Here is a 20044-nt window from a genome sequence, read left to right as displayed (position 1 = left end):
GGCCGCAGGCGCGGCGTACCACCACCGCGCCTGCGGGAAGCAGAAACAGAACGGGGGTGAAATGTGGTGCGGCAGTACAGATACATAGACTTTCGGGACCGGGAGCAAATCGCCGCCCGATACCTGAACGGGGACCGCGTGGCCGACATTGCCGCAGGGCTTGGCGTGACAACGGCGACGGTCTACCGCGAATTGAAGCGCGGCGAAACGGGAGAACTTGACCGCAACCAGCGGCGGGAATACAACCCCGTTCTTGCACAACAGAGAGTTCAGGAGAATTTCAAGCGGCGCGGGAAGCCCGCCGCGGCGAATGCTAAAGGGGGCGTGCGAGTTGGCAACTAATTTTGAAGCGATCACCAAAAACCCGGAGACGTTGGCCGCGTTCTTGCGGGCCTTGCCGATTTTGGAAGGGCCGTGGGACGAAGAATTCCAGCGGAACTATTGCGCCGGGTGCGGGAAAGTCAGTTGTGACGACGGAAGCCCTTGTCCTTATGAGGACAAACGGAATAGTCCGGGCTGGTGGTTAGGGCTTGAAGCTATGGCGGCGGAGGCGGAACCATGAAGAAAAAAGAATACCCCGGCGGCGTGAAACTGACGGCCACGAAAGCCCGCGCCGTGGCAATGCAGGAATTCGGGACCACAAAGGGCCTGACAAAAGAAGAAACCGCAATGCCCGGCTACTTCAAAATGAGGTTGGGGAACCTGTTCATTCGCATTCACCCGGACACCTACGACGGAACAGGGTGCATTGTGGTTTCGGCTGAACTGGCGTTCGCTACGGGGCAAACCCTGAAATTCCTTAACCCGGACACCCTGCAAGACGATTTCGACGCGCTGGAACGGCATTGCAAGCGCGCCCAGCGGGACGATCTGAAAGATTGGGTGCTAACCAACGGGGCGGACTACTGTTGCGAAGAAGTCAAGCGGATTTGGGAAAGAGGGTGACGGCGTGAAAATCCGAATCACCCGCGATACAAAAATTCCGCTTGTTGAGAAAGGCCGGATTTTCTACGTGCAAGGGGTATCGACGACCGGGGACGGCGAAACAGTCTATTTCATCCACCACGGCGGGAACTATTTGGGAATCCGCGCCGGGGATTGTGAAGTGATCGAGAGGGAACCGGAATGAAGAACGTAGCGCGAGAGGCCACAAACGGCGTGATTTACGGAGAATCCGGCGAGATCGTGAAAAATGGCTTGCGTGTTGTTTGTCCCCGTTGCGGAGAAATCGGACTTTACCCCGGCCACGGCGGAAGTGTGAATATCTGGACCGTGGGGGCAATCGAGCGGCGGGAATGTACGAAATGCCGTAAGCAGTTCCACGCAATCAGTTTGACCGTTCCGGCGGACATGACCCCGGAGGAATTCTATTTGAAAATCAAAGAGGGGGTGAAGCTGTGAAGCGTCAATTCTGCTTGCCCTGCTTCCTCGAACTAAAAAAGGCCGGGAAGCACGACATAACCCGCATAGCTGGCGGAAAGAACCTGAAAATCACCTGTTGGCGGTGCAAACGCCGCCGCTACGGGGCAGAATACGAGATTTCCCGGAAAGGCGGTGCGCGCCGTGACAGTGAATGAATTGAAGCGGGCTTTTCTGGATGAACGCCCGGTTGCGTTCGGCGGTATTACCTATCAGAAAATAACGGCGGTGATTTACCGAAAGACCCCGGACGGGAAAGGACTTCACGTGCAAGGCGAACTGCTGGACCGGAACGGGCGCGCCGTTGCAATCGCGGCGGCAGACCGAATCACGTTGCCAAAAGGAGCGGGAGAAGATGACCCAGGAAGAACTGAACGAACGGGTTAAAAGTCTGATCGCAGACATGGAGGAAATCGGAGCGCGCCCGGCGTACCTGCGGGGCGGAAGTTACAACGACTATTTGGAGTACGGCAGATTGAAAGACCTGATTGCTAAAGAGTGCATAGAAGCATTCAAGGCCGGGTTCAGATTCGGGAAAGAGGCGACACCATGACGCAGGAAATCAGAACAATCACCATTGGAGCGGGACAAGCCCGCCCGCGGCGGCGGAGCCAGAAGAACACCCGGCGGCGCGTCCGGCTGAACGGCTGGACCGTGGCGAAATATGCGGCCCTGACCGTGGCCGGGGTCCTGCTGTTTCGAGCGGGTGCGGCCTACGCCCTGACAGAACGGGGATATAAGGCGATCGGCGGCGAAGTTTTCGCCCTCTTCCTCCCCGTGTTCTACTACACAATTTCCGCAACGGTGCGGGACTATATCAAGGAAATCAAATCTATTTTTCGGGAGGAAAAGGACCATGAAAAAACTTGCTGAACTGAAACCGGGCGACCGCTTCATGTATGGCGGCGTGGAATGGGTCAAATTCGAGGACATCGGCGCGGGAACGCTTTGTCTGGCGGCGGAGCCTGTTTTTCTCCGGGCGTTCGATGAAGAGAACTGCAACGACTGGCGGAAATCCTCTTTGCGCCGGGAACTGAACGGGGCGTTCCTCGACGCATTGGTTGCGGAGGGCGCGGACCGGGCCGCGTTCCTTGATTGGGAAAGCGACTTGACCGCCGACGACGGAATGACCGATTACGGAACCGCCACGGACAAGATCGCTTTGCGGTCCGACGCGCTTTGCCGCAAGTATCGGGAGATCACCCCGCCCGTGGACGAATGGTGCTGGAACCTGACCCCGTGGACGTGTGACGCGTCGAACTCGTACTACGTCCGCAACGTCTATTCCTCCGGCGCGATGAACTGGAACGACGCGTACTACGGCAACGGGGGCGTTCGCCCGCTTTGCTATCCGAAATCTGTAATCTTGGTATCTATCCCCGGAGAGGACGACGAAGAAGAGCAGGCCGCGCGCCGTGAAGAAATGAAGCTGGAAGCCGTGGACGCGCTCATGTCCACGCTGAACGATTATCCGCCCTATTTGTGGGGCGACGCGCTGGGCGCGGTGGTTGCCGCCCTGTTCCAGTCAAAGTAGGACGCGGAAGAGATCGCGCAGGAAGAGGCAGACAAAAAGGCGGCGGAGGGGTAAACCCCTCCCCGCCGCCGCAAAAAGTACATAAGAAAAACCGCCCCGCGTTGTTCTGCAAAGCAACGCGAAGCGGATTCCGCCGATGAAAATATATCATCTATCAACCTAACGAAAGTATAGCAAAAAGCGGCGGAAAAGTCAAGAAACAACGCCGTTTTTATGCGGCGTAGCGGGCTTGTAATGGGTATTATCATTCCGACGAAGCCTTGTTACGCAGACAGGAAGAAAGCACGGGTTCAGCGGTCCTACTCCACGTCCTCTTCCCTCTTCACTTTCTCTTTTTGCGCCGCCGAGGGTAAAGGGGGATTGCAAAGGGGGAAGAGGGAGGGGGCGCAGGATAGGAACCCTCTTCCCCCTTTGCGCCCTGACGGGGAGCAGACCGGAAAGACAGGACACGCCCGCTTCATCATCCGCAGAAAGAGGGTGAAGCAAAGTGCGAACATTTATCAGAGAAAAGAAAATCTATTGCGGAAAGAGTTACCGGGAAGTTGACATATTCCAGTACACAGACGCGCAGTACAGAGCCACAAGGCGGACCCGCTCGAAGAAAGTGCGAGAATCGGAGCCAAAGCAAAAGAACCTGAACGACATAAACGCCCGGCGATATTTTATCCAGCTTGGAAACCTGAATTTCGGGGACGACCCGGACGCGCTTCATGTATCGGCTACATACAGCCCGAAATATCTTCCGGCCACGGTGGAGGACGCGGAACGGGAAGCGACAAACTACCTCCGCCGGATTTCATACCGCAGGGAGAAAGAGGGATTGCCGCCGCTGAAATATCTGCTGATCACGTCATACACCACCAAACGAAACAGCGACACACCCGTTCGTATTCATCACCATATCGTTATGAACGGCGGGTTAGACCGTGACGTGGTGGAAGAGCTGTGGAGGAAGCGAAAACGCAAGGGCCAGAAGAAAGGCGATCGAATCGGATTTTGCAACGCTGACCGCCTGCAAGCCGATGAAAACGGCATAGCCGCCCTTTGTGTCTACCTTGTGAAGCAAAGCGGCGGGAAGAAGCGGTGGACTTCCTCGCAGAACCTTGAACGCCCCACCAGCCGAACGAATGACGGGAAGTACAATCGGCGGCAGATTGAGAAGTGGGCGCGGGAAAGTCCGGGGCGGGAGTTTTGGGAAAAGAAATATCCCGGCTGGACCCTGACGGACGAAGATTACGGGATTGAGTACAAATACAACGATTTCACGGGTTGGTCAATATACCTGAAATTGAGGAAGAAAGAATAGAAAGGAGCGGTCAACATGGGAACGCCTTACCGGGAATGCCCGAATTGCGGGGCGCATTTGGACGCGGGCGAACTATGCGATTGCAGGCGGTCCGAGCGGGAGACGCGCCGCCCGGAGCAAGAGCCGCGGAAGCCTATGCGCCTTATGGCGATTTGCCGCGAAATTGACAAGGACACAGGAAGAATTGCCGTCTATCCCTTGAAAACGGAGATTGACGACCGGATTTTTGGGGGCATTGAAAATTCAGGCAACGATGAACCCGGAATTGCGGTATTTCATTCTTGTGTCGGCGCGCTGGGAAAAGTACGGAACCGTGATTGCGGGAATTCTGAAACGCCGGAGCGTCACACGGGCAGACGTGGACAACATCGGCGGAATTGTGGAGTTGTGAAGCGGGGTGCGCTATGCGGATAGGACTTCACGACGCGGAACAGGAGTACATGAAGCACAAGACCTTTCCGAACTATGCCTTGATGAAGATTTCGGCATACCACAAAGCCCGCGGGGATTCCGTCGAATGGTGGTCCCCTATGTGCCATTATGACCGGGTGTATTCAAGCAAAGTCTTTGACTTCACGCCGGAAAACCTGTACTTGCCGCCGGACACAATACGCGGCGGGACAGGATATGACGACATACCGCTAAACCAGAAGTTGCCGCCGGAGATCGACGCGGCCTTTCCTGATTACAGCATTTACCCGGAGTGTGATTACGCAATAGGCTATTTGACCCGCGGTTGTCCGAATCATTGCCCGTGGTGCGTAGTCCCGGAAAAAGAGGGCGGAATAAAGCCGTACAGGGAATGGAAACAGATTGTGCGCCCTGACACGAACAAACTTGTTTTGATGGACAACAACATTCTTGCTTCCGAATACGGGGTTTCCCAGCTTGAAAGCATGATCGGGAGCGGGTACGCGATAGACCTAAATCAAGGCATGGACGCGCGGTTGGTCGATGACCACATAGCGGGAATACTGGCGCGGCTGACGTGGATTCGATTCATTCAGTTTTCGTGCGACCAGATACCGCAGATTGAAGCAATCGAGCGGGCGGCGGAACTGCTGGGGAACCACGGGAAGAAGCCGTATAACCTGTTTATTTACCTGCTTGTCACGGAGGACGTGGAAAACGCGGCCTACCGGGTGGAACGGCTGAAACGCCTAAAGGGTATCAGCATATACGCCCAGCCGGAGCGGAACGAGAGAAAAGGAATCATACCAAACGCGCTTCAAAAAGAATTCGCACAGCGGTTTATTTACGGGCGGTCATACCTGAAAGAAAGCTGGGGCGAATACTTGGAGCGTCACAAAGAACGGAGGTTGCACGAATGGAGCGCGACAACCTGATAGAACAGGCGCAGGCATTGAACGCCGCAGTTGCCGTTATCAAAGAATGTTGCGACGGCAGGACGGCGGACGATGCTTGCCGAAAGTGCCTGTTCCGCGATAATTGCGGCGGGGAGCCGTACACATGGGGGAATGAACCACCACACCCGGCGGGCCGCGCTGGAAAGCGGGGTGGAACCGTGAATTGCGCGATATGCGGAAAGCCCGTCGAGCGGGTCCACCCTTGCGAATACTACCGCCGCCGCGGGGAAGCCGTGTGCGACGAATGTTGCGAAGAGTGCTACCGGACAGAGCCGTTCCCCTGTCCAGACCATGACGAACGGGAGCGGGAGAAAACGGAGGGATAAACGATGCAGATAGATCACCAACGCGCGGCCATGCGCTACCAAAACAAGGTCAACAACGCGCAGGGGCATTTTTTCGAGCAGGCCATAAAAGCCGCGGGCGGGCGACGGCTGACAAAACGCCTGAACCGTTCCGCGTGTTGGAGAAGAGCCGCGACGGGATTTTCAAGGGGCGGTTCACGGCCCGCGCACAGCCGGACTTTCAAGGGACGCTTGCGGGCGGGCGGTCTATCGTCTTTGAAGCGAAGTACACCACCACGGACCGCCTGAAATGGGACATTCTAACGCAGGAACAGCGGGACGCGCTGGAACATCACCACCAGCACGGCGCAATCTCCGCTGTGTGCGCCGGAATCGGAAATGACTTTTTCTTTGTTCCGTGGGAAGTCTGGCGGGACATGAAAGAGCGATTCGGCAGAAAATACGTCACCGCGGCGGACCTCGAACCGTGGCGGGTCCGATTCAACGGAGCGGTTCTATTCCTCGACTACGCGCACGAAAGGAGCGGGAGCAATGAAGAAACAGCACAGACAGAAATTAACGGTTCGGGTAACACCGCAGACCGCCTATAACCTCGAACGGCTTATGACCATGAGTGGGCAGAAAACGCCGGGCCGCGTCGTTGACAAGCTGGTTCGTGAAAAAATGCTGGCCCTACGGGGCCACGCCGGAGAAATGGAGAGAAACCGATGAACGCAGGAATTTTGCTTATGATCGCCTATTGGGTGATCTTCACGGTGCGAAAACACTTCACGCCGAAACTGGCCGCGGCTACAAAGGCGAATACATACGACTTGAACCGCGGGGACCCGGAGGCGAAGCGGGCCGCACAGCGCAGGCGTGGCCCGCTGATTGCGGCGAAGTGGGCCTTGCGCGCGGCGGATTGGGCGGAAACCGCCCTTGTGGTTCTTCTGGCCGCGTGGCTTTTCTTCCTGATCGGCGCGGTGCTAACGGGAACCCTTGTCGTGTTCGGCTATCCGGTATAGGTGGCGCGCTATGAAACTGAAAGCGTGCGAACGGTGCGGGAAGCGGACGGCGGAGGGATTGGCACTTTGCCCGGACTGCATGAAAGAATCCGGCGCGGCGGCGGAGGCCGTGGCCGCGGCGGAGGAATTGCGGGACATTGCGCGGGTGCTTTCCATCACGGCAGGCACAGACACGAATATTCGGGAAGCAATGACAGGAATTTTGCACATAGCCGACAGATTGGAAGGTGGAAAGAGCAAATGAAGATAGAAAGGCAATGGGCAATGCCTAATAAGTGGACGTTCAGAATCAAGCCCATAAAAGAATTACTCATGCAGGAAATAACGGATGGGTTGTGGGTTGACCCATACGCGGGAGAGTGTAGCCCTGCAACGATAACAAACGATCTTAATCCTGAACGACCGACGGATTATCATTTACAGGCGATAGATTTTCTGAAAAAATTCAAGGACAAATCAGTGGATGGTGTTTTATATGACCCACCATATTCGCAAAGACAGGTAAAAGAATGCTATGACGGAATCGGAATTGATGGGTGGGGTGGACGCATGACGTTTTGGAGTGAGGCGAAGAACGAGATTGCAAGAATAGTGAAGCCGGGTGGAAAAGTTATATGTTTTGGCTGGAATAGTATGGGATGCGGTGCAAAACGCGGCTTTTCGATGGAGCGGGTACTTATTGTCCCGCACGGAGGTTCGAGAAACGACACAATTTGCACGGTAGAAATTAAAAAGGAGTGAAGAAGAGACATGGAGTTTTTGCGATTTATCTTTTCGTCTTTTTGGGTTTGGCTGGGGTTCGTGGTTCTGGTAGCCGCGGCGGGTGGCGCTGTTGTGGAGATCGTCAAGGCAATTAGCCCGGCCCGGAAAATTGCGGTATATCGAACGGGCGACGTTGTGCGCGTGGAGGTTGAGGGCGCAGGCCGCGGGGATATTCCGGCGGCGGTAAAAGCCGCAAAGGAGCGGGGCATGGAGGACGCGGAATGAATGCGGCCTTATTGAGCAGTAAGAAAATGGACTATTGCACGCCGCAAGACTTTTTCGATCGTCTGAATGATGAATTCGGGTTTGTGCTGGACGCGGCGGCGACGGCCAAAAGTGCAAAATGCCCGGCGTACTACACGCCGGAAACCGATGGTTTGAATAGTCCTTGGAATCCTGCGGGGGGGGGGGGGGGTGCTGTTTGGTGTAACCCTCCATACGGACGGGAAACCGGGAAATGGGTTCGCAAAGCCTATGAAGAATCCCGGAGCGGGACAACGGTTGTTCTTCTGATTCCGGCCAGAACAGACACAGCATACTTTCACGACTACATATACGGGAAAGCGGAAATCCGGTTTGTGCGCGGGCGGCTACGCTTCACCGATGAAGAGGGCAACGCATACGCCCCCGCCCCGTTCCCGTCGATGGTGGTCATCTACAACGGAAAGCGACGGTGAAAATACATGACCTATCAACCGAAAGTCATTCGGTGCCGCCTCCATACGGGCGGCAAGACCATTCAGGAAATCCGGGAGAGGTACGCCGGACAGGGCATGACATACCGGGATTTCGAGAGCATTCAGCGGGCGAATGAAGAGTTTGACGGGCTGGTGGTCCTGCTGTCCCTTTGGGACTACGACAACCACGAAGCCTATCACCTGCATAACTGGAACCCGGAGGACGACGAACGAATGATGATGGCAATTTATCATTCCGAGCAGGTCCACCCGTTCCCCCGATACAAAAACGACCTTGAACAGTTCAAGGCGGATTGGGCCGCGGGGACCTACGACCCCGGCGCGACACTATGTTTTCAGCCGGAGGACGTGGAGGAAATCGAAGTTCTTTGCGAAGAGATCGTGCCGGAGCCGCAGACGGCCACACCTCCGCCCCGGCCACAAAAAAAGAAGCGCAGGAAGCGGCGCAGAAAGTGAGGAAGCCGGAATGGGTGAACAACAGAAAATGACCATCGAAGAGGCCATAGCGATTCTTGACCCGGAGACAAGACGCGCCGCCCTGTTTGGTTATCGGTATTTCGGAGGGTTCAGAGGTTCGGAAGCGGTGCTTGCGGCCACGGAAGAGGCGTGCCGCGTGGCTGTCCGTGTCATGCGGGAATACCTCGAAAAGAAAGGCGGTGAACCCACATGAAGCTAAAGAAAGTCGCTTCCCTTTGCAGTAAAACGAAAATCTTCTGTCTGTATGACCGGGAGGAATCCGGCGGAGAGGTTTCACAATGGCTTGGGGATTCATCCGCAATTTACCCGATCACAGGACTTCCGTACATGGATGAAGAAAATATCTATTCCATGTTCGACATTTCAGCCAAACAGCAAGAGAAGATCATATTTCGTCACCAGCGCGCGCCGGAGGGAATCAACCTTTCCGACACGGACCAGACGGAACACCGGATTGACGAAGAGAGCCTTTCACTGGTGTACGACGGCGGCGTGTTGAAGCCGTTGCAAACGCGGAACGGGATTTCGTTCATTCAGAACAAGTATTTATCGCCGCTGGAAGATGTAATTGACATGGTGCAGTTGTACGAGCGGGAAACCCCGCAGGGAATGACGTACATTGTCGCAAAGACCGGGCTTTTCGTTGCGGCGGTCATCATGCCGTATAACGTCATCAATGAAAAGTTCGTCTACCACCTTTCCGCGCTGGCCCGGCAATGTAGCCGCGCGCTGGCGGAAAAGAAGATAGACCGACCCGCGACGGAAGCCATAGACAAAACACAGTACCGAATCAACGTAGACGAAAGCACCGGGGAAATCATCAATTTCCCCGGAGAAATGGAGGCAGAACAATGAAACTTGCGGCATTCAACGCAACGTGCCCTTTTGAGATCGGGGACAAAATCAAGAGCCGCCGGAGAGTGAAGCCGGGAGAGGCGGAGACGTTCAGACTTGACCCGGCGGCGGTTGTCGAAGAGGTCCACACGATCACCGACATTGTGTGCGTACATAGCGTGAAGAACGGGACCGTTACATTCCTGTATGAACTGGACAACAGCGGAAAGCTGGTCCATATTGCCGCGACCCCGCGCCCGGAACAACGGGAAGCCGCGACACAAAGCGGAGGCGTAATGCTGATTGCAGGGGATGAAAGCGGCCAGCTTCCGCCGGAATTCGTGGACTTCATCAAGCGGCGGTTCGGATAGCCGCAGAGCAGGAAGAAAGCAGGCGAACGCATGAAAACAGTAAAAATCTCCGCCCTATGTCCCTATGAGATAGGCGACAAAATCACGGTTGGGCGCGAAATCCACCCGCCGGGGCTGGTGTTCCGCTTCCCGGCGGAGGAACGCACGATCACCGACATTGTGTACCAGTACAGCGCGCAGACCGGGGAAGCCGTGTTTCTGTATGAGTTGGACGGGCGCGGTCCGCTGGTGAAGATTCAGGAAGCCCCGCGGCGGAAGCGGCGGCGCACATAGAACCCCGCCGTCGAGCGGGAGAAATAAAACAAGGAGGTTTGACCGATGAAAATTATCTCCATTATCAACCTGAAAGGCGGCGTGGCAAAGACGCTGACCGCCGACAACATGGCCCACGTCCTCGCGGTTTTCCACAAAAAGCGGGTTTTACTTGTGGATAACGATAAGCAGGGCAACACGTCAAAGGCATTCGGGGTCCATTCCTACGATGACAAGAGCCTTTCCGACGTTCTGACCGCCCGGCGGCTGGACGTGCGGGAGGTCATCAAAAAGACCCGGTTCGAGAATATCGACGTATTGCCCGCTAACATGACGCTGATTCGCGCAAATATGGAAGTCTTGATGGACACCACCCGGCCACAGCAAACGCGTCTGCGGGCCGCGCTGGACCCCGTAGCGGGGCAATATGACTTCTGCATTATCGACAACGCCCCGGACATCAACATTTCCACGATAAACGCCCTTGTTGCCTCCGATGACGTGATTATTCCGATTAAGATTGACAAGTACGCTTTCGACGGGCTGGCCGAACTGAAAGAACAGATCGAGGACACGCGGGACGACTTGAACCCGCGCTTGCGGCTGGCCGGGTGCCTGATTACTTGCTTTATCCGGGCCGACGCAGAGAAGCAGGGCGAAGCGTGGTTGCGGAGCCGCCCGGAATACCCCGTATTTGACACCCGCATTCGGTATTCGGAGAAAGTCACCGAAAGCACCTTTTCGGAAATGCCGATTGCGGAATACAGCCGCCGGAGCGGGACCGCTATGGACTATATCGCTTTCGTGCGGGAATATTTGCAGAGGGGAAAGGCATGAGGGAAAAGAAGTTGTCCCCGGAGTATTGCAAAAACGGGAAAATACGGGCGTATCAATGCGGGATTTGTGATCGGCTGGACGTGGACGACGTGACGGACAAACGCTTTTGCCGAGCGGGATTCTGGCCCGGTTGCGGGGACCCGGACGGGTGCCGGGAAGCGTTCGAACTGATTACAGGTGCCGGACGAATTGGCGTACACAGATAAACCGTCCGATTCGGACAGAAAGGGGCGTACATCATGGGAAAATTCAATCTGAATCAGATTTTGAACAATGCGTCGCGGCAGGCGGCGGAGGGCGGGGACAACCCGCCCCGCCCCGCTGAAAGCGAGATTAAGAAAATCAGCGTCTTTGACCTTGTGCCGTCGGAAGATAATTTCTATTCCATGCGGGAGATTGAAGAACTGAAAGCGGCAATCGAGATCGCCGGGAAAGTTCTGCAAAACCTGACCGTCGTTCCGCTGGACGGCGGGAAATACAAAGTCATTGCGGGCCACCGCCGCCGCCTCGCGTCGCTGGCCCTTGTGGAAGATGGAAAGCCGCAATATGAATTCGTCACCTGTTCCGTGGAGCCGAACGAGGAAGCGGCGGAAGATCAGGAAATCCGGGACGGCCTGAACCTGATTGTCACCAACTCCCAGCGGGAGAAAACGGCGTGGGACAAGATCGAGGAAGTGCGCTACTTGCGGGACGTGCTGGAAAAGGCAAAGACCCGCCCGCGGTTCGTGGCCGTCCTGCAAAGGATTGTCAAAACCGTGTTCGGGGACAGCGAGGTTCAGGCGGACGGAACCCGCGATTTTATCGCAAAAGTGCTTCATACCAGCCCGGCGCAGATTGGGCGGTATGACACCATTATTCGCCACCTGTCCCCGGAGTTCAAAGAAGAACTGAAAGCAGACCGCATAAACCTTTCGACCGCCTATGAACTGGCGGGATTGCCGGAAGAGGACCAGCGGGCCGCGTTCGAGGAATACCAGAGAGCCGGGGAAATCTCCATCAAGGCCGCGCGGGAGCGGAAGCCGCAGACGGCCCCGCCCCCTCCCCCGCCGCAGGCCGAACAGCCGCCGGAGGAACCGGAAGAAACCGCGCCGCCTGCTGAACCCGTCCGGGAGCGAGACGAACACACGCCGCCCGCGGCGCATTGCATTCCCTCCGCCGTCCCGCCTCCGAAAATCGAATGGGACAAAGCGCCGGGGGCGGAACACCCCGCAGACAGCCCGCAGAACGCGCAGAACGGGCAGAAGCCGCAGGCGGTGAAGATGGACCCGGAGGGGGTCGAAAAGCCAACAGAGGACGCGCAGGGGCAAACGGGGGCGGAAAGACAGCCGCAGAAAGAAACGCGGTGCGTCGGGAAAGGGATTTGCCCGTGTTGCGGTGAGAAGTTCGACGCGGGGCAGGTCACGCGATATAACACATTCGGGACGCAGGCCGTCGGTCCTGTGCATTGTCCGCATTGCGGGAAGATGCTGAAAATCTTGTGTTCGGTGGAATATATCTGTTCCCCCGCGGAAGAGTGAGGGCGTGCAGATGGACAAAATCGAATTGGCCGGATTTACTGCGGAACAGACCGAGAGCATAAGAGAAGCCGCGAGAAAATACGCTGAAAGAACAACGTTTACCGTGGAAGAGGCAACTGAAAAGATTTTGGGCGCACTAAACTTCATTTCGGGCGCGATTCGGGAGGCGTTCGACAAGCTGACAGCGGTATTTCGTGAACTGGCGGAAGAGTTGGGGCCGATAGACATTGAACCGCGCGTCCGTCGGAGGAAGCGGAATAGGGCGCGGGCGAAGATAATCGAACAGCGATACCGGGCAGAAATCCGGCGGGTGGAAAATACACGAATTTATCGGCGGATATATAAGCCGCCCTAAAGCAGAGCGGAGGAAGCGGACGTGAACAGGGAAAAAGTTATTGTGATTCTGCGTTATTACAGGGACGCAGACAAAGCAATCAAAATGAACGAGCGGGTTATTAAGAACCTCGAAGATCAGTATTATTCGACGTTAGGGGCGGTCAATTCCGACGGTATGCCGCACGGGAAAGGTACGACTTCAAATCCCGTTGAACGTGTGGTGCTGAATATCCCTCGTTCTGTTACACAGACCATTGACCGATTGCGGCGCGAGATAGAGGAAATCGGGAAAATAAAAGCAGAGATCGCGGAAGAATTGAAATGCCTGAATTACACCGAAAAAGCGTTGATTCAGGGGTTTTACATAGAGGGCGAACAATGGGAACGGCTTTCGGCGCGAGTAAATTACAGCCCGCGGCAATGCCGGAATATCCGCGCCGCCGCGCTGGACTGTCTGGCAAGGCATTTCAGCGCAAACAAAATCATTTCGCGCTATCGCTTCCCGGAAAAATAAGATTGCCACCCATTGCCCGTTTTCCGTGGTAAAATTGGTATTGTGGAAAATGAACACAACGATTCGGACGGCGTATTCCTCCGCGCCGTTCGAGTGCAGAAAACGGACCATGTTTTGAACATGGCCCGTTTTTTACACGCTTCCGCGGAAGTATGCGGGGCGAAAAATAGGAAACAAACGAAAGGGGGGTGCGTAGACAGTGGCAAAAGCGAGAAGCCCGGAGCGGGACAAAGTGCGCCGGGCTTGGCTTGAATCCGGCGGAACCATGACGGCGAAACAGCTTGCGGAAGAATTCAGCGTAAGGGCTGAACAGGTCCGAAAATGGAAAAGCCTTGATAATTGGCAGGCAGACCTTGACGCACAGAAACCGAAGCGAAAACGCGGCGGACAGCCGGGCAATAAAAATGCCGTGGGCGCGGGCGCGCCCGTAGGGAATAAAAATGCCGAAACGCACGGGGCATATTCCACGGTCCGCCTATGCGATCTACCGCAGGAACAGCGAGAGTATATCGAGGGAATCACGCTGGACACAGAAACAAATATGCTTGCAGAACTGCAAACACTGATTGCAAAGGAAGCCGACCTGCAAAACAAGATTGCCGCGCTGGAACATGGCGACCCCGCCGCGCTTTATATTGACCGTGTTGTTGAAATGCGCGCCCCAAAAGGGACAAAACGATTAGAACAACAGCGGGAGAAGTTGGAAGCCCTGCAACGGGAAGAAGATTCCCTGATTTGGGATATGGACGGGAGCGACGGGAAGAAACCAACCAGACAGCAGGAAAAGAAGTTGGAAACCCTGCAACGTGAGATTGCCGCCTTGCAGGACACCACGGGCGACAAGGAACGCGCCCTTGAACGTGAGGGCTACACGGTGACAATGCAGACTGTCATAAAGGCAAGCGCATTTGACCGGGCTATGAAGTTAGAAGCCGAACTGAACAGAATACACGGGCGCATTATAAAACTGCTTGATTCCATCAAGGGATATGAGATGGAGAGCCGCCGCCTGCGGCTTGAAGAGCGGAAATATAATCTTGCAAAGCAGAAACTTTCGGGAGCATACGACATCGACCCTGAAACGGGAGAGATCAACGACGAAGCGGAAGAGCCGGACGAATTGGAAATATGAAATAGGTTCTTTCGGCGGGCCGCGCGGCCTGCGGGTCCAGCGAGCCCCGGCGTTTTTTTAGATACGAAATTTTTTTGAACGCTTCCGGGGCCGGGAAAATTTTTAAGGGGGTATGCCAAAAAAGCGCGGGAGGGGTGGAAAAACGGTGAAACTTTACGACGCGAAAGCAGTTGCCCGATTCCTCGACGTGTCGGAACGGCGGGTGCGGCAGTTGCGCGACGAAAAGGTGATTGCGGAAGTTCGCCCCGGCTTGTACGACCTGATCGACACGAACCACCGCTATATAAATTATCTCCGAAAGAGGAACCCGGAGAGCGAAGAGACGATAGATTACAACACCGAGCGGGCGAAGCTGGTTCGGGCAAAGCGGAAGAATGAAGAATACGAATTGCAGTTGAAAGAAAACACGCTTCACGCCGCGGCGGACATCGAAGCCGTTATGACGGATATGCTGGTAAACTTCAAATCCCGCCTGATGGCGATTCCGTCAAAGCTGGCCCCGGTCCTTTGCAAGAAAACGGACAAGGCAGAGATATTCGCCCTGCTGAAAGATCATATCGACGAAGCATTGATGGAACTTTCCGATTTCAAAACTACGTTCGGGGAAAGAGGGAACAGCAATGAAAAAAGCGACGGTTGACCTGTTCACCCGGATTTTTGCGGTGCTGGCCCCTGCCCCGAATATGACCATATCGCAATGGGCGGATAAATACCGCCGCTTGTCCTCCGAATCGTCGGCGGAGCCGGGCCGATGGCGCACATCAAAGGCCCCATACCAGCGGGAGATTATGGACGCAGTTTGCGACATGCGGATTCAAAAAGTAGTCATCATGTCGGCGGCGCAGATCGGGAAAACGGACGCGCTGATTCTGAACCCGATCGGCTACTATATGCACTACGACCCGTCCCCGATCATGGTCATGCAACCGACCATTCAAATGGCGGAAACATTCTCAAAAGACCGACTTTCCCCGATGTTGCGGGACACCCCCGTTTTACGGGACAAGGTGAACGACAAGAGCCGGAACAGCGGGAACACGATCTTGCAGAAAATTTTCCCCGGCGGTCATGTGACGATGGTTGGCGCAAATTCGCCGTCCTCCCTCGCCTCCCGCCCGATTCGGATTCTGCTTGCGGACGAAATAGACCGATACCCGGCCACGGCTGGCAATGAGGGCGACCCCCTGTTGCTGGCCGGGAAGCGGCTTGCGACCTTTTGGAACAAGAAAGAAGTGTGCGTGAGTACGCCGACCAACAAGGAAACGTCCAGAATCGCCGTTGAATTTGAACACAGCACACAAGAGGAATGGAACGTACCTTGCCCGGCGTGCGGGGCATACACGCCGCTTTTGTGGGCGAATATCATTTTCGACCGGGACAAGCTGGACGAAATCGGGTGCGCTTGCCCGGCGTGCGGCGTGGTTTCCAGCGAAACGGAGTGGAAAGAGCAGTTCGGAAAGGGTAAATTCGTTGCGGCACACCCGGAACGAAAGGTGCGCGGATTCCATTTGAACGCCCTTGCCTCCCTCTTTGTGGAATGGCGGGAAATCGTCGAAAAATTCCTGACAGCAAACGAAGAGAAGAAAAAAGGCAACATCGAACTTCTAAAAGTCTGGACAAATACCGAAATGGGCGAAACGTGGGAGGAAGAGGGCGAACAAATCGAAACGGACGACCTCTTCAAACGCCGCGAACGCTATAATTGCGAGGTCCCGGAAGAAGTGCTGGTGCTGACCGCGGGCGTGGACGTGCAGGACGACCGCTTTGAAGTGGAGGTTGTCGGCTGGGGCGTGGACAAGGAAAGCTGGGGAATCAAGTATCAGGCGATCTACGGCGACTTGAAGTTGAAGCCTGTGTGGGATGAACTGGACAAGTTTCTTTCGCAGACGTTCACCACCGCAGACGGGCGGCGGCTGAAAATTATTTGCGCCTGCGTGGATTCCGGCGGACACTTCACGACACAGGTTTACCGATTCTGCAAAGAGCGGACGGCCCGGCGTGTGTTCGCAATCAAGGGAAAAGGCGGCGCAGAAGTGCCGTACTTCAATAGGCCGTCAACGGCGAACAATATCAAAGCCCCTCTTTTCACTGTCGGAGTTGACACGGGCAAGGCCCTTTTATATCAACGACTGGCGGTGCAGGAAGAGGGGCCGAATTATTGCCATTTTCCGCGTGAAAAGGACCGGGGGTACACGCAAGAGTATTTCCGCGGCCTGACCGCCGAAAAAATGGTGATCACCTATAAGCGCGGAAAAGCGCAATACGTCTGGACGCTGAAAGACGGCGGGTACAAGCGGAATGAACCGCTTGATATTCGGAACTATGCGACCGTCGCTTTGGAAATTGCAAATCCGGTTTTGAAACGGACGGAGCGGGACGCGGCCACAGCCGCCCCCGCGCAGAAGCGGCGGGGCAGACGATCAAGAACCAACGGAGGTATTTTGTAAATGGCAGGAATCAGCCTTGAAATCGCAAGAAAGCACCTTTCCGCATGGCTGGAAGCGGAATTGGAGGTTACGACACACCAAAGCTACACCATCGGTTCGCGGAGCCTGACAAAAGCGGACCTTGCGGACATCCGGCAACAAATCGAATTTTGGAAAAACGAGGTTGCGCGGCTGGAAAACATCGAAAAGCGCGGCGGACGAAACCGCGTTTTCCGTGTGGTCCCGCGGGACCTTTAAGACCATGACAAAGGAGGCGAAGCGGGTTGAACACGCTTGACCGAATGATTGCCGCAGTATCGCCGCAACGGGCCGTGAAGCGCGCCGCCGCCCGCCGGAAGCTGGAAATACTGGACAGCGGGTACAGCAACTACGGCGCGTCACAGACAAAAAAATCAATGCTGGGCTGGTTGTATGGCGGCGGGTCCGCAAAAGAGGATATACAAGAGAACCTTTCCGTCCTCCGGCAACGGTGCCGCGATCTTTACATGGGCGTACCGCTGGCAACGGGCGCGCTGAAAACATGCCGGACAAATGTTGTCGGCGCGGGGTTGCGGCTGAAAAGTCAAATTGACTATGAGGCGTTGGGGATGGATGAAGAAACAGCCCGCGACCTTGAACGCAAGATCGAGCGGGAATTTTCCTTGTGGGCGGATTCCCCGGCCTGCGACCTTGAACGGCTGGACAATTTCTATGAACTGCAACAACTGGCTTTTCTGAACTGGCTTATGAGCGGCGACGTGATCGCCACGTTGCCAGTGACAAAGCGGGTGAACTGCCCGTATGACCTGCGAATCTGTCTGATTGAGGCGGACCGATTGAGCAACCCGAACGGAACGGTTGACCCGCATTTCGTCGGAGGCGTGGAAACCAACGACGCGGGCGAGGTGATCGCGTACCATATCAGCAAGCACCATCCGTTGTCCTACGATGCAAGCGAATACGGGTGGACGCGGGTTGAAGCATGGGGCGCAAAGACCGGACGGCGGAACGTGCTTCACATTATGAACCGGGAGCGCATCGGACAACGGCGCGGCGTGCCGTTTCTGGCCCCTGTCATTGAAGCATTGAAGCAGTTGGGCCGATATACCGACGCGGAACTTGTCGCCGCCGTGGTTTCCGGTATGTTCACGGTGTTCATCGAAAAGGAATCCGCGTCCAGCGACGGAACCTTTGGCGAGATCATCCCGGAGGAAGCGCAGGTGGACGCGGGCGACGACAGCACGATTGAACTTGCGCCCGGCGCAATCGTGGACTTGAACGAGGGAGAAAAGGCGCACGACATGAACCCCGGCAGGCCGAACACGGCATTTGACGGGTTCGTGGTTGCGATTTGCAGGCAGATCGGCGCGGCCCTCGAAATCCCCTATGAACTATTGGTAAAGAACTTCAACGCGTCTTACAGCGCGTCCCGCGGGGCGTTGCTGGAAGCGTGGAAAATGTTCCGAATGTACCGGACATGGCTTGCAAATGACTTCTGCCAACCGATTTATGAAGAATGGTTCGCGGAGGCCGTGGCAAAGGGACGAATCCCCGCGCCCGGATTTTTTGGCGACCCTATCATTCGCAAGGCGTACACAGGCGCAGAATGGAACGGCCCGGCGCAGGGGCTTTTGAACCCGGTACAGGAAGTGACTGCGGCGGAAAAACGGGTGCAGAACGGATTTTCCACCCGCGACCGGGAAGCAATGGAAATGAATGGGTCCGATTTCTACCGGAATGCCGCGCAGATCAAACGGGAAGAAAAAATGTTAAGGGAGGCGAAAGCAGATGGCACAGGAACAGAGCCGGGCGCAGGCCCAGCACAAACAGGTAAAGAATAAACATTTCTGGACGTTCCGGGCCGCGGCGGGAGATAACGCCGCCCCGGAACTGATTTTATACGGCGACATTGCTTCCGAAACGTGGTGGGGCGACGAAGTGACCCCCCGGCAGTTTACAGAGGAATTGGACGCGCTGGGGGCGGTCCCTGAAATCGTTGTGCGCATCAACAGCGGCGGCGGCGACGTGTTCGCCGCGAATGCGATTTACACCCGCCTAAAGGACAACGCGGCAAAGATCACCGTAAAAATCGACGGCTGGGCCGCGTCCGCGGCGACGATCGTTGCAATGGCAGGCGACGTGATCGAGATTCCGGGGAACGGCGTTTTCATGGTGCATGACCCGTCCTTGGGCTTGCTGGGCTACTTCAACGAAGCGGACCTTGCAAAGATGACCGAGGAATTAAAAGTGGTCAAACAGTCTATTGTGAACGCCTATGTCCTGAAAACGGGGAAAGACGCGGCGGAGGTTGCCGCAATTATGGCGGCGGAAAGCTGGTTTGACGGAAAACAGGCGGTTGACGCTGGATTTTGCGACAAGCTGATGTTTGAGGATGCGGAAACCACCATTGAAAACGCCGCGAAAATCGTTGTCAACAGCGTTTCGCTGGACCTGAACCGTTATCCGAATATGCCGATTTCGTTGTTAAACCGCACGACGGCCCGCGCGCACGGCGGTTTTTCAAATAAACCAACAACAAATGAACCGAAAAGGAGCGAAGAGAACATGGACGGAATCAAAGACATTAAGACCGTGGCCGACCTGAAAGCGGCTTTTCCTGACCTGACAAAGCAGATCGAGGAAGCGGCGACCGACGCGGAGCGCAAGCGCATTCAGGACATCGAGGACGTGGCGATTGCGGGCTATGAAACCATCGTGGCGGACGCAAAGTTCAAGACACCCATTGCCGCGGGCGACGTTGCGAAAGCGATTCTTGCGGAGCAGAAGAAACAGGGCGGCAAGTACATTCAGGACCGCGACGACGACGCGCACGCGAGCGGCGCGGGCGACGTTGGGACCGGAGGACAGCGAGAGGGAGCGGGCGGCGACGGCCCCGACGAAGTGGACGCGGCCATTGACAAGCTGTTCCCCGACGTAAAGTAAGGAGGAAAGA

33 protein-coding genes are annotated in these 20044 nt (G+C 55.9%); all 33 read left to right on the top strand.

The features are described 5' to 3' along the window. Nucleotides 1-63 precede the first annotated feature (63 nt). A complete protein-coding gene (locus I2C21_RS00400; RefSeq protein WP_319638413.1) occupies nt 64-342 on the top strand; it encodes a helix-turn-helix domain-containing protein in 279 nt (92 codons plus the stop codon). Beyond that, nucleotides 332-562 (top strand): hypothetical protein, encoded by a 231-nt coding sequence (locus I2C21_RS00395; protein ID WP_172697870.1) that lies wholly within the window; start codon nt 332-334, stop codon nt 560-562. Before I2C21_RS00400 ends, I2C21_RS00395 begins: the two co-directional genes overlap by 11 nt. Further along, a complete protein-coding gene (locus tag I2C21_RS00390; protein WP_195278229.1) occupies nt 559-945 on the top strand; it encodes a hypothetical protein in 387 nt (128 codons plus the stop codon). The genes I2C21_RS00395 and I2C21_RS00390 overlap by 4 nt, the downstream gene beginning before the upstream one ends. 4 nt (nt 946-949) lie before the next feature. Next, complete coding sequence (locus tag I2C21_RS00385) at nt 950-1129, top strand: hypothetical protein (RefSeq protein WP_172697872.1); 180 nt, start codon at nt 950-952, stop codon at nt 1127-1129. A gap of 128 nt (nt 1130-1257) precedes the next feature. Further along, nucleotides 1258-1401, top strand: a complete 144-nt coding sequence (locus tag I2C21_RS00380; protein ID WP_195278228.1) for a hypothetical protein — start codon at nt 1258-1260, stop codon at nt 1399-1401. 162 nt (nt 1402-1563) lie between these two features. Beyond that, a complete protein-coding gene (locus tag I2C21_RS00375) occupies nt 1564-1806 on the top strand; it encodes a hypothetical protein (RefSeq protein WP_207730551.1) in 243 nt (80 codons plus the stop codon). Next, the gene (locus I2C21_RS00370) at nt 1775-1972 is read left to right on the top strand and encodes a hypothetical protein (RefSeq protein WP_195278226.1); all 198 of its coding nucleotides are present in this window, start codon (nt 1775-1777) and stop codon (nt 1970-1972) included. Before I2C21_RS00375 ends, I2C21_RS00370 begins: the two co-directional genes overlap by 32 nt. Beyond that, nucleotides 1969-2292: a hypothetical protein gene (locus tag I2C21_RS00365; RefSeq protein ID WP_195278225.1), complete on the top strand. Its 324-nt coding sequence runs from the start codon at nt 1969-1971 to the stop codon at nt 2290-2292. The genes I2C21_RS00370 and I2C21_RS00365 overlap by 4 nt, the downstream gene beginning before the upstream one ends. Then, nucleotides 2276-2953 (top strand): mucin-5AC, encoded by a 678-nt coding sequence (locus I2C21_RS00360; RefSeq protein WP_195278224.1) that lies wholly within the window; start codon nt 2276-2278, stop codon nt 2951-2953. The genes I2C21_RS00365 and I2C21_RS00360 overlap by 17 nt, the downstream gene beginning before the upstream one ends. Before the next feature lie 487 nt (nt 2954-3440). Continuing rightward, complete coding sequence (locus tag I2C21_RS00355) at nt 3441-4259, top strand: hypothetical protein (protein ID WP_195278223.1); 819 nt, start codon at nt 3441-3443, stop codon at nt 4257-4259. Nucleotides 4260-4512: 253 nt separating this feature from the next. Next, nucleotides 4513-4650: a hypothetical protein gene (locus I2C21_RS00350; protein WP_195278222.1), complete on the top strand. Its 138-nt coding sequence runs from the start codon at nt 4513-4515 to the stop codon at nt 4648-4650. Between the two features lie 49 nt (nt 4651-4699). After that, nucleotides 4700-5605: a radical SAM protein gene (locus I2C21_RS00345; RefSeq protein ID WP_195278221.1), complete on the top strand. Its 906-nt coding sequence runs from the start codon at nt 4700-4702 to the stop codon at nt 5603-5605. A gap of 343 nt (nt 5606-5948) precedes the next feature. Continuing rightward, nucleotides 5949-6521: a Holliday junction resolvase RecU gene (locus tag I2C21_RS00340; protein ID WP_353654768.1), complete on the top strand. Its 573-nt coding sequence runs from the start codon at nt 5949-5951 to the stop codon at nt 6519-6521. 117 nt (nt 6522-6638) lie between these two features. Next, nucleotides 6639-6935 carry a hypothetical protein gene (locus tag I2C21_RS00335; RefSeq protein ID WP_195278220.1) on the top strand — a complete coding sequence of 99 codons (297 nt, stop codon included), beginning with the start codon at nt 6639-6641 and terminating at the stop codon, nt 6933-6935. A 79-nt stretch (nt 6936-7014) separates the two neighbouring features. Then, nucleotides 7015-7179 (top strand): hypothetical protein, encoded by a 165-nt coding sequence (locus I2C21_RS00330; protein WP_195278219.1) that lies wholly within the window; start codon nt 7015-7017, stop codon nt 7177-7179. A gap of 20 nt (nt 7180-7199) precedes the next feature. Beyond that, nucleotides 7200-7676 (top strand): adenine-specific DNA methylase, encoded by a 477-nt coding sequence (locus I2C21_RS00325; RefSeq protein WP_286167175.1) that lies wholly within the window; start codon nt 7200-7202, stop codon nt 7674-7676. 9 nt (nt 7677-7685) lie between these two features. Continuing rightward, on the top strand, nt 7686-7922 hold the full coding sequence (locus I2C21_RS00320) for a hypothetical protein (protein ID WP_195278217.1): 237 nt from the start codon (nt 7686-7688) through the stop codon (nt 7920-7922). Then, nucleotides 7919-8374 (top strand): DNA N-6-adenine-methyltransferase, encoded by a 456-nt coding sequence (locus I2C21_RS00315; RefSeq protein ID WP_195278216.1) that lies wholly within the window; start codon nt 7919-7921, stop codon nt 8372-8374. The genes I2C21_RS00320 and I2C21_RS00315 overlap by 4 nt, the downstream gene beginning before the upstream one ends. Nucleotides 8375-8380: 6 nt before the next feature. After that, nucleotides 8381-8851 (top strand): hypothetical protein, encoded by a 471-nt coding sequence (locus I2C21_RS00310; RefSeq protein ID WP_195278215.1) that lies wholly within the window; start codon nt 8381-8383, stop codon nt 8849-8851. Nucleotides 8852-8879: 28 nt separating this feature from the next. Continuing rightward, the gene (locus I2C21_RS00305; protein WP_195278214.1) at nt 8880-9065 is read left to right on the top strand and encodes a hypothetical protein; all 186 of its coding nucleotides are present in this window, start codon (nt 8880-8882) and stop codon (nt 9063-9065) included. Continuing rightward, nucleotides 9062-9727, top strand: a complete 666-nt coding sequence (locus I2C21_RS00300) for a hypothetical protein (RefSeq protein WP_195278213.1) — start codon at nt 9062-9064, stop codon at nt 9725-9727. The genes I2C21_RS00305 and I2C21_RS00300 overlap by 4 nt, the downstream gene beginning before the upstream one ends. Next, nucleotides 9724-10077: a hypothetical protein gene (locus tag I2C21_RS00295; RefSeq protein ID WP_195278212.1), complete on the top strand. Its 354-nt coding sequence runs from the start codon at nt 9724-9726 to the stop codon at nt 10075-10077. The genes I2C21_RS00300 and I2C21_RS00295 overlap by 4 nt, the downstream gene beginning before the upstream one ends. Nucleotides 10078-10107: 30 nt before the next feature. Then, on the top strand, nt 10108-10350 hold the full coding sequence (locus I2C21_RS00290; protein WP_195278211.1) for a hypothetical protein: 243 nt from the start codon (nt 10108-10110) through the stop codon (nt 10348-10350). A gap of 45 nt (nt 10351-10395) precedes the next feature. Next, nucleotides 10396-11166 carry a ParA family protein gene (locus I2C21_RS00285; protein WP_195278210.1) on the top strand — a complete coding sequence of 257 codons (771 nt, stop codon included), beginning with the start codon at nt 10396-10398 and terminating at the stop codon, nt 11164-11166. Between the two features lie 239 nt (nt 11167-11405). Beyond that, nucleotides 11406-12683, top strand: a complete 1278-nt coding sequence (locus I2C21_RS00280; RefSeq protein ID WP_195278209.1) for a ParB/RepB/Spo0J family partition protein — start codon at nt 11406-11408, stop codon at nt 12681-12683. Between the two features lie 10 nt (nt 12684-12693). Next, nucleotides 12694-13038 carry a hypothetical protein gene (locus I2C21_RS00275; protein WP_195278208.1) on the top strand — a complete coding sequence of 115 codons (345 nt, stop codon included), beginning with the start codon at nt 12694-12696 and terminating at the stop codon, nt 13036-13038. A gap of 21 nt (nt 13039-13059) precedes the next feature. After that, complete coding sequence (locus I2C21_RS00270; protein ID WP_172697889.1) at nt 13060-13533, top strand: hypothetical protein; 474 nt, start codon at nt 13060-13062, stop codon at nt 13531-13533. A 199-nt stretch (nt 13534-13732) separates the two neighbouring features. Beyond that, a complete protein-coding gene (gene terS / locus I2C21_RS00265; RefSeq protein WP_148337751.1) occupies nt 13733-14665 on the top strand; it encodes a phage terminase small subunit in 933 nt (310 codons plus the stop codon). A gap of 145 nt (nt 14666-14810) precedes the next feature. After that, nucleotides 14811-15305 carry a hypothetical protein gene (locus I2C21_RS00260; RefSeq protein ID WP_148337749.1) on the top strand — a complete coding sequence of 165 codons (495 nt, stop codon included), beginning with the start codon at nt 14811-14813 and terminating at the stop codon, nt 15303-15305. Continuing rightward, nucleotides 15286-17112 (top strand): phage terminase large subunit family protein, encoded by a 1827-nt coding sequence (locus I2C21_RS00255; RefSeq protein WP_195278207.1) that lies wholly within the window; start codon nt 15286-15288, stop codon nt 17110-17112. The genes I2C21_RS00260 and I2C21_RS00255 overlap by 20 nt, the downstream gene beginning before the upstream one ends. After that, nucleotides 17113-17349: a DUF6148 family protein gene (locus tag I2C21_RS00250; protein WP_195278206.1), complete on the top strand. Its 237-nt coding sequence runs from the start codon at nt 17113-17115 to the stop codon at nt 17347-17349. Nucleotides 17350-17375: 26 nt separating this feature from the next. After that, entirely contained in the window at nt 17376-18932 is a 1557-nt protein-coding gene (locus I2C21_RS00245) for a phage portal protein (RefSeq protein WP_334259991.1), read from the top strand. Next, nucleotides 18880-20034, top strand: coding sequence for a head maturation protease, ClpP-related (locus tag I2C21_RS00240; protein WP_195278205.1), 1155 nt, complete (start codon nt 18880-18882; stop codon nt 20032-20034). Before I2C21_RS00245 ends, I2C21_RS00240 begins: the two co-directional genes overlap by 53 nt. The last annotated feature ends 10 nt before the right edge of the window (nt 20035-20044 follow it).

Origin of the sequence: Clostridium sp. J1101437_171009_A5, from assembly GCF_015547905.1 — a bacterium.
GTDB classification, from domain to species: domain Bacteria; phylum Bacillota; class Clostridia; order Oscillospirales; family Oscillospiraceae; genus Pseudoflavonifractor_A; species Pseudoflavonifractor_A gallinarum.
Note: the sequence above shows the minus strand (reverse complement) of the source record. Positions and strands in the feature narration are given on the sequence as shown.

Excerpts from the sequence above, each read along its gene's own strand:
- I2C21_RS00390 (WP_195278229.1), top strand. The coding sequence starts at position 559 with ATGAAGAAAAAAGAATACCCCGGCGGCGTGAAACTGACGGCCACGAAA.
- I2C21_RS00370 (WP_195278226.1), top strand. The coding sequence starts at position 1,775 with ATGACCCAGGAAGAACTGAACGAACGGGTTAAAAGTCTGATCGCAGAC.
- I2C21_RS00365 (WP_195278225.1), top strand. The coding sequence starts at position 1,969 with ATGACGCAGGAAATCAGAACAATCACCATTGGAGCGGGACAAGCCCGC.
- I2C21_RS00360 (WP_195278224.1), top strand. The coding sequence starts at position 2,276 with ATGAAAAAACTTGCTGAACTGAAACCGGGCGACCGCTTCATGTATGGC.
- I2C21_RS00350 (WP_195278222.1), top strand. The coding sequence starts at position 4,513 with ATGAACCCGGAATTGCGGTATTTCATTCTTGTGTCGGCGCGCTGGGAA.
- I2C21_RS00345 (WP_195278221.1), top strand. The coding sequence starts at position 4,700 with ATGAAGCACAAGACCTTTCCGAACTATGCCTTGATGAAGATTTCGGCA.
- I2C21_RS00335 (WP_195278220.1), top strand. The coding sequence starts at position 6,639 with ATGAACGCAGGAATTTTGCTTATGATCGCCTATTGGGTGATCTTCACG.
- I2C21_RS00330 (WP_195278219.1), top strand. The coding sequence starts at position 7,015 with ATGAAAGAATCCGGCGCGGCGGCGGAGGCCGTGGCCGCGGCGGAGGAA.
- I2C21_RS00325 (WP_286167175.1), top strand. The coding sequence starts at position 7,200 with ATGCCTAATAAGTGGACGTTCAGAATCAAGCCCATAAAAGAATTACTC.
- I2C21_RS00320 (WP_195278217.1), top strand. The coding sequence starts at position 7,686 with ATGGAGTTTTTGCGATTTATCTTTTCGTCTTTTTGGGTTTGGCTGGGG.
- I2C21_RS00315 (WP_195278216.1), top strand. The coding sequence starts at position 7,919 with ATGAATGCGGCCTTATTGAGCAGTAAGAAAATGGACTATTGCACGCCG.
- I2C21_RS00310 (WP_195278215.1), top strand. The coding sequence starts at position 8,381 with ATGACCTATCAACCGAAAGTCATTCGGTGCCGCCTCCATACGGGCGGC.
- I2C21_RS00305 (WP_195278214.1), top strand. The coding sequence starts at position 8,880 with ATGACCATCGAAGAGGCCATAGCGATTCTTGACCCGGAGACAAGACGC.
- I2C21_RS00300 (WP_195278213.1), top strand. The coding sequence starts at position 9,062 with ATGAAGCTAAAGAAAGTCGCTTCCCTTTGCAGTAAAACGAAAATCTTC.
- I2C21_RS00295 (WP_195278212.1), top strand. The coding sequence starts at position 9,724 with ATGAAACTTGCGGCATTCAACGCAACGTGCCCTTTTGAGATCGGGGAC.
- I2C21_RS00290 (WP_195278211.1), top strand. The coding sequence starts at position 10,108 with ATGAAAACAGTAAAAATCTCCGCCCTATGTCCCTATGAGATAGGCGAC.
- I2C21_RS00285 (WP_195278210.1), top strand. The coding sequence starts at position 10,396 with ATGAAAATTATCTCCATTATCAACCTGAAAGGCGGCGTGGCAAAGACG.
- I2C21_RS00280 (WP_195278209.1), top strand. The coding sequence starts at position 11,406 with ATGGGAAAATTCAATCTGAATCAGATTTTGAACAATGCGTCGCGGCAG.
- I2C21_RS00275 (WP_195278208.1), top strand. The coding sequence starts at position 12,694 with ATGGACAAAATCGAATTGGCCGGATTTACTGCGGAACAGACCGAGAGC.
- I2C21_RS00255 (WP_195278207.1), top strand. The coding sequence starts at position 15,286 with ATGAAAAAAGCGACGGTTGACCTGTTCACCCGGATTTTTGCGGTGCTG.
- I2C21_RS00250 (WP_195278206.1), top strand. The coding sequence starts at position 17,113 with ATGGCAGGAATCAGCCTTGAAATCGCAAGAAAGCACCTTTCCGCATGG.
- I2C21_RS00240 (WP_195278205.1), top strand. The coding sequence starts at position 18,880 with ATGGCACAGGAACAGAGCCGGGCGCAGGCCCAGCACAAACAGGTAAAG.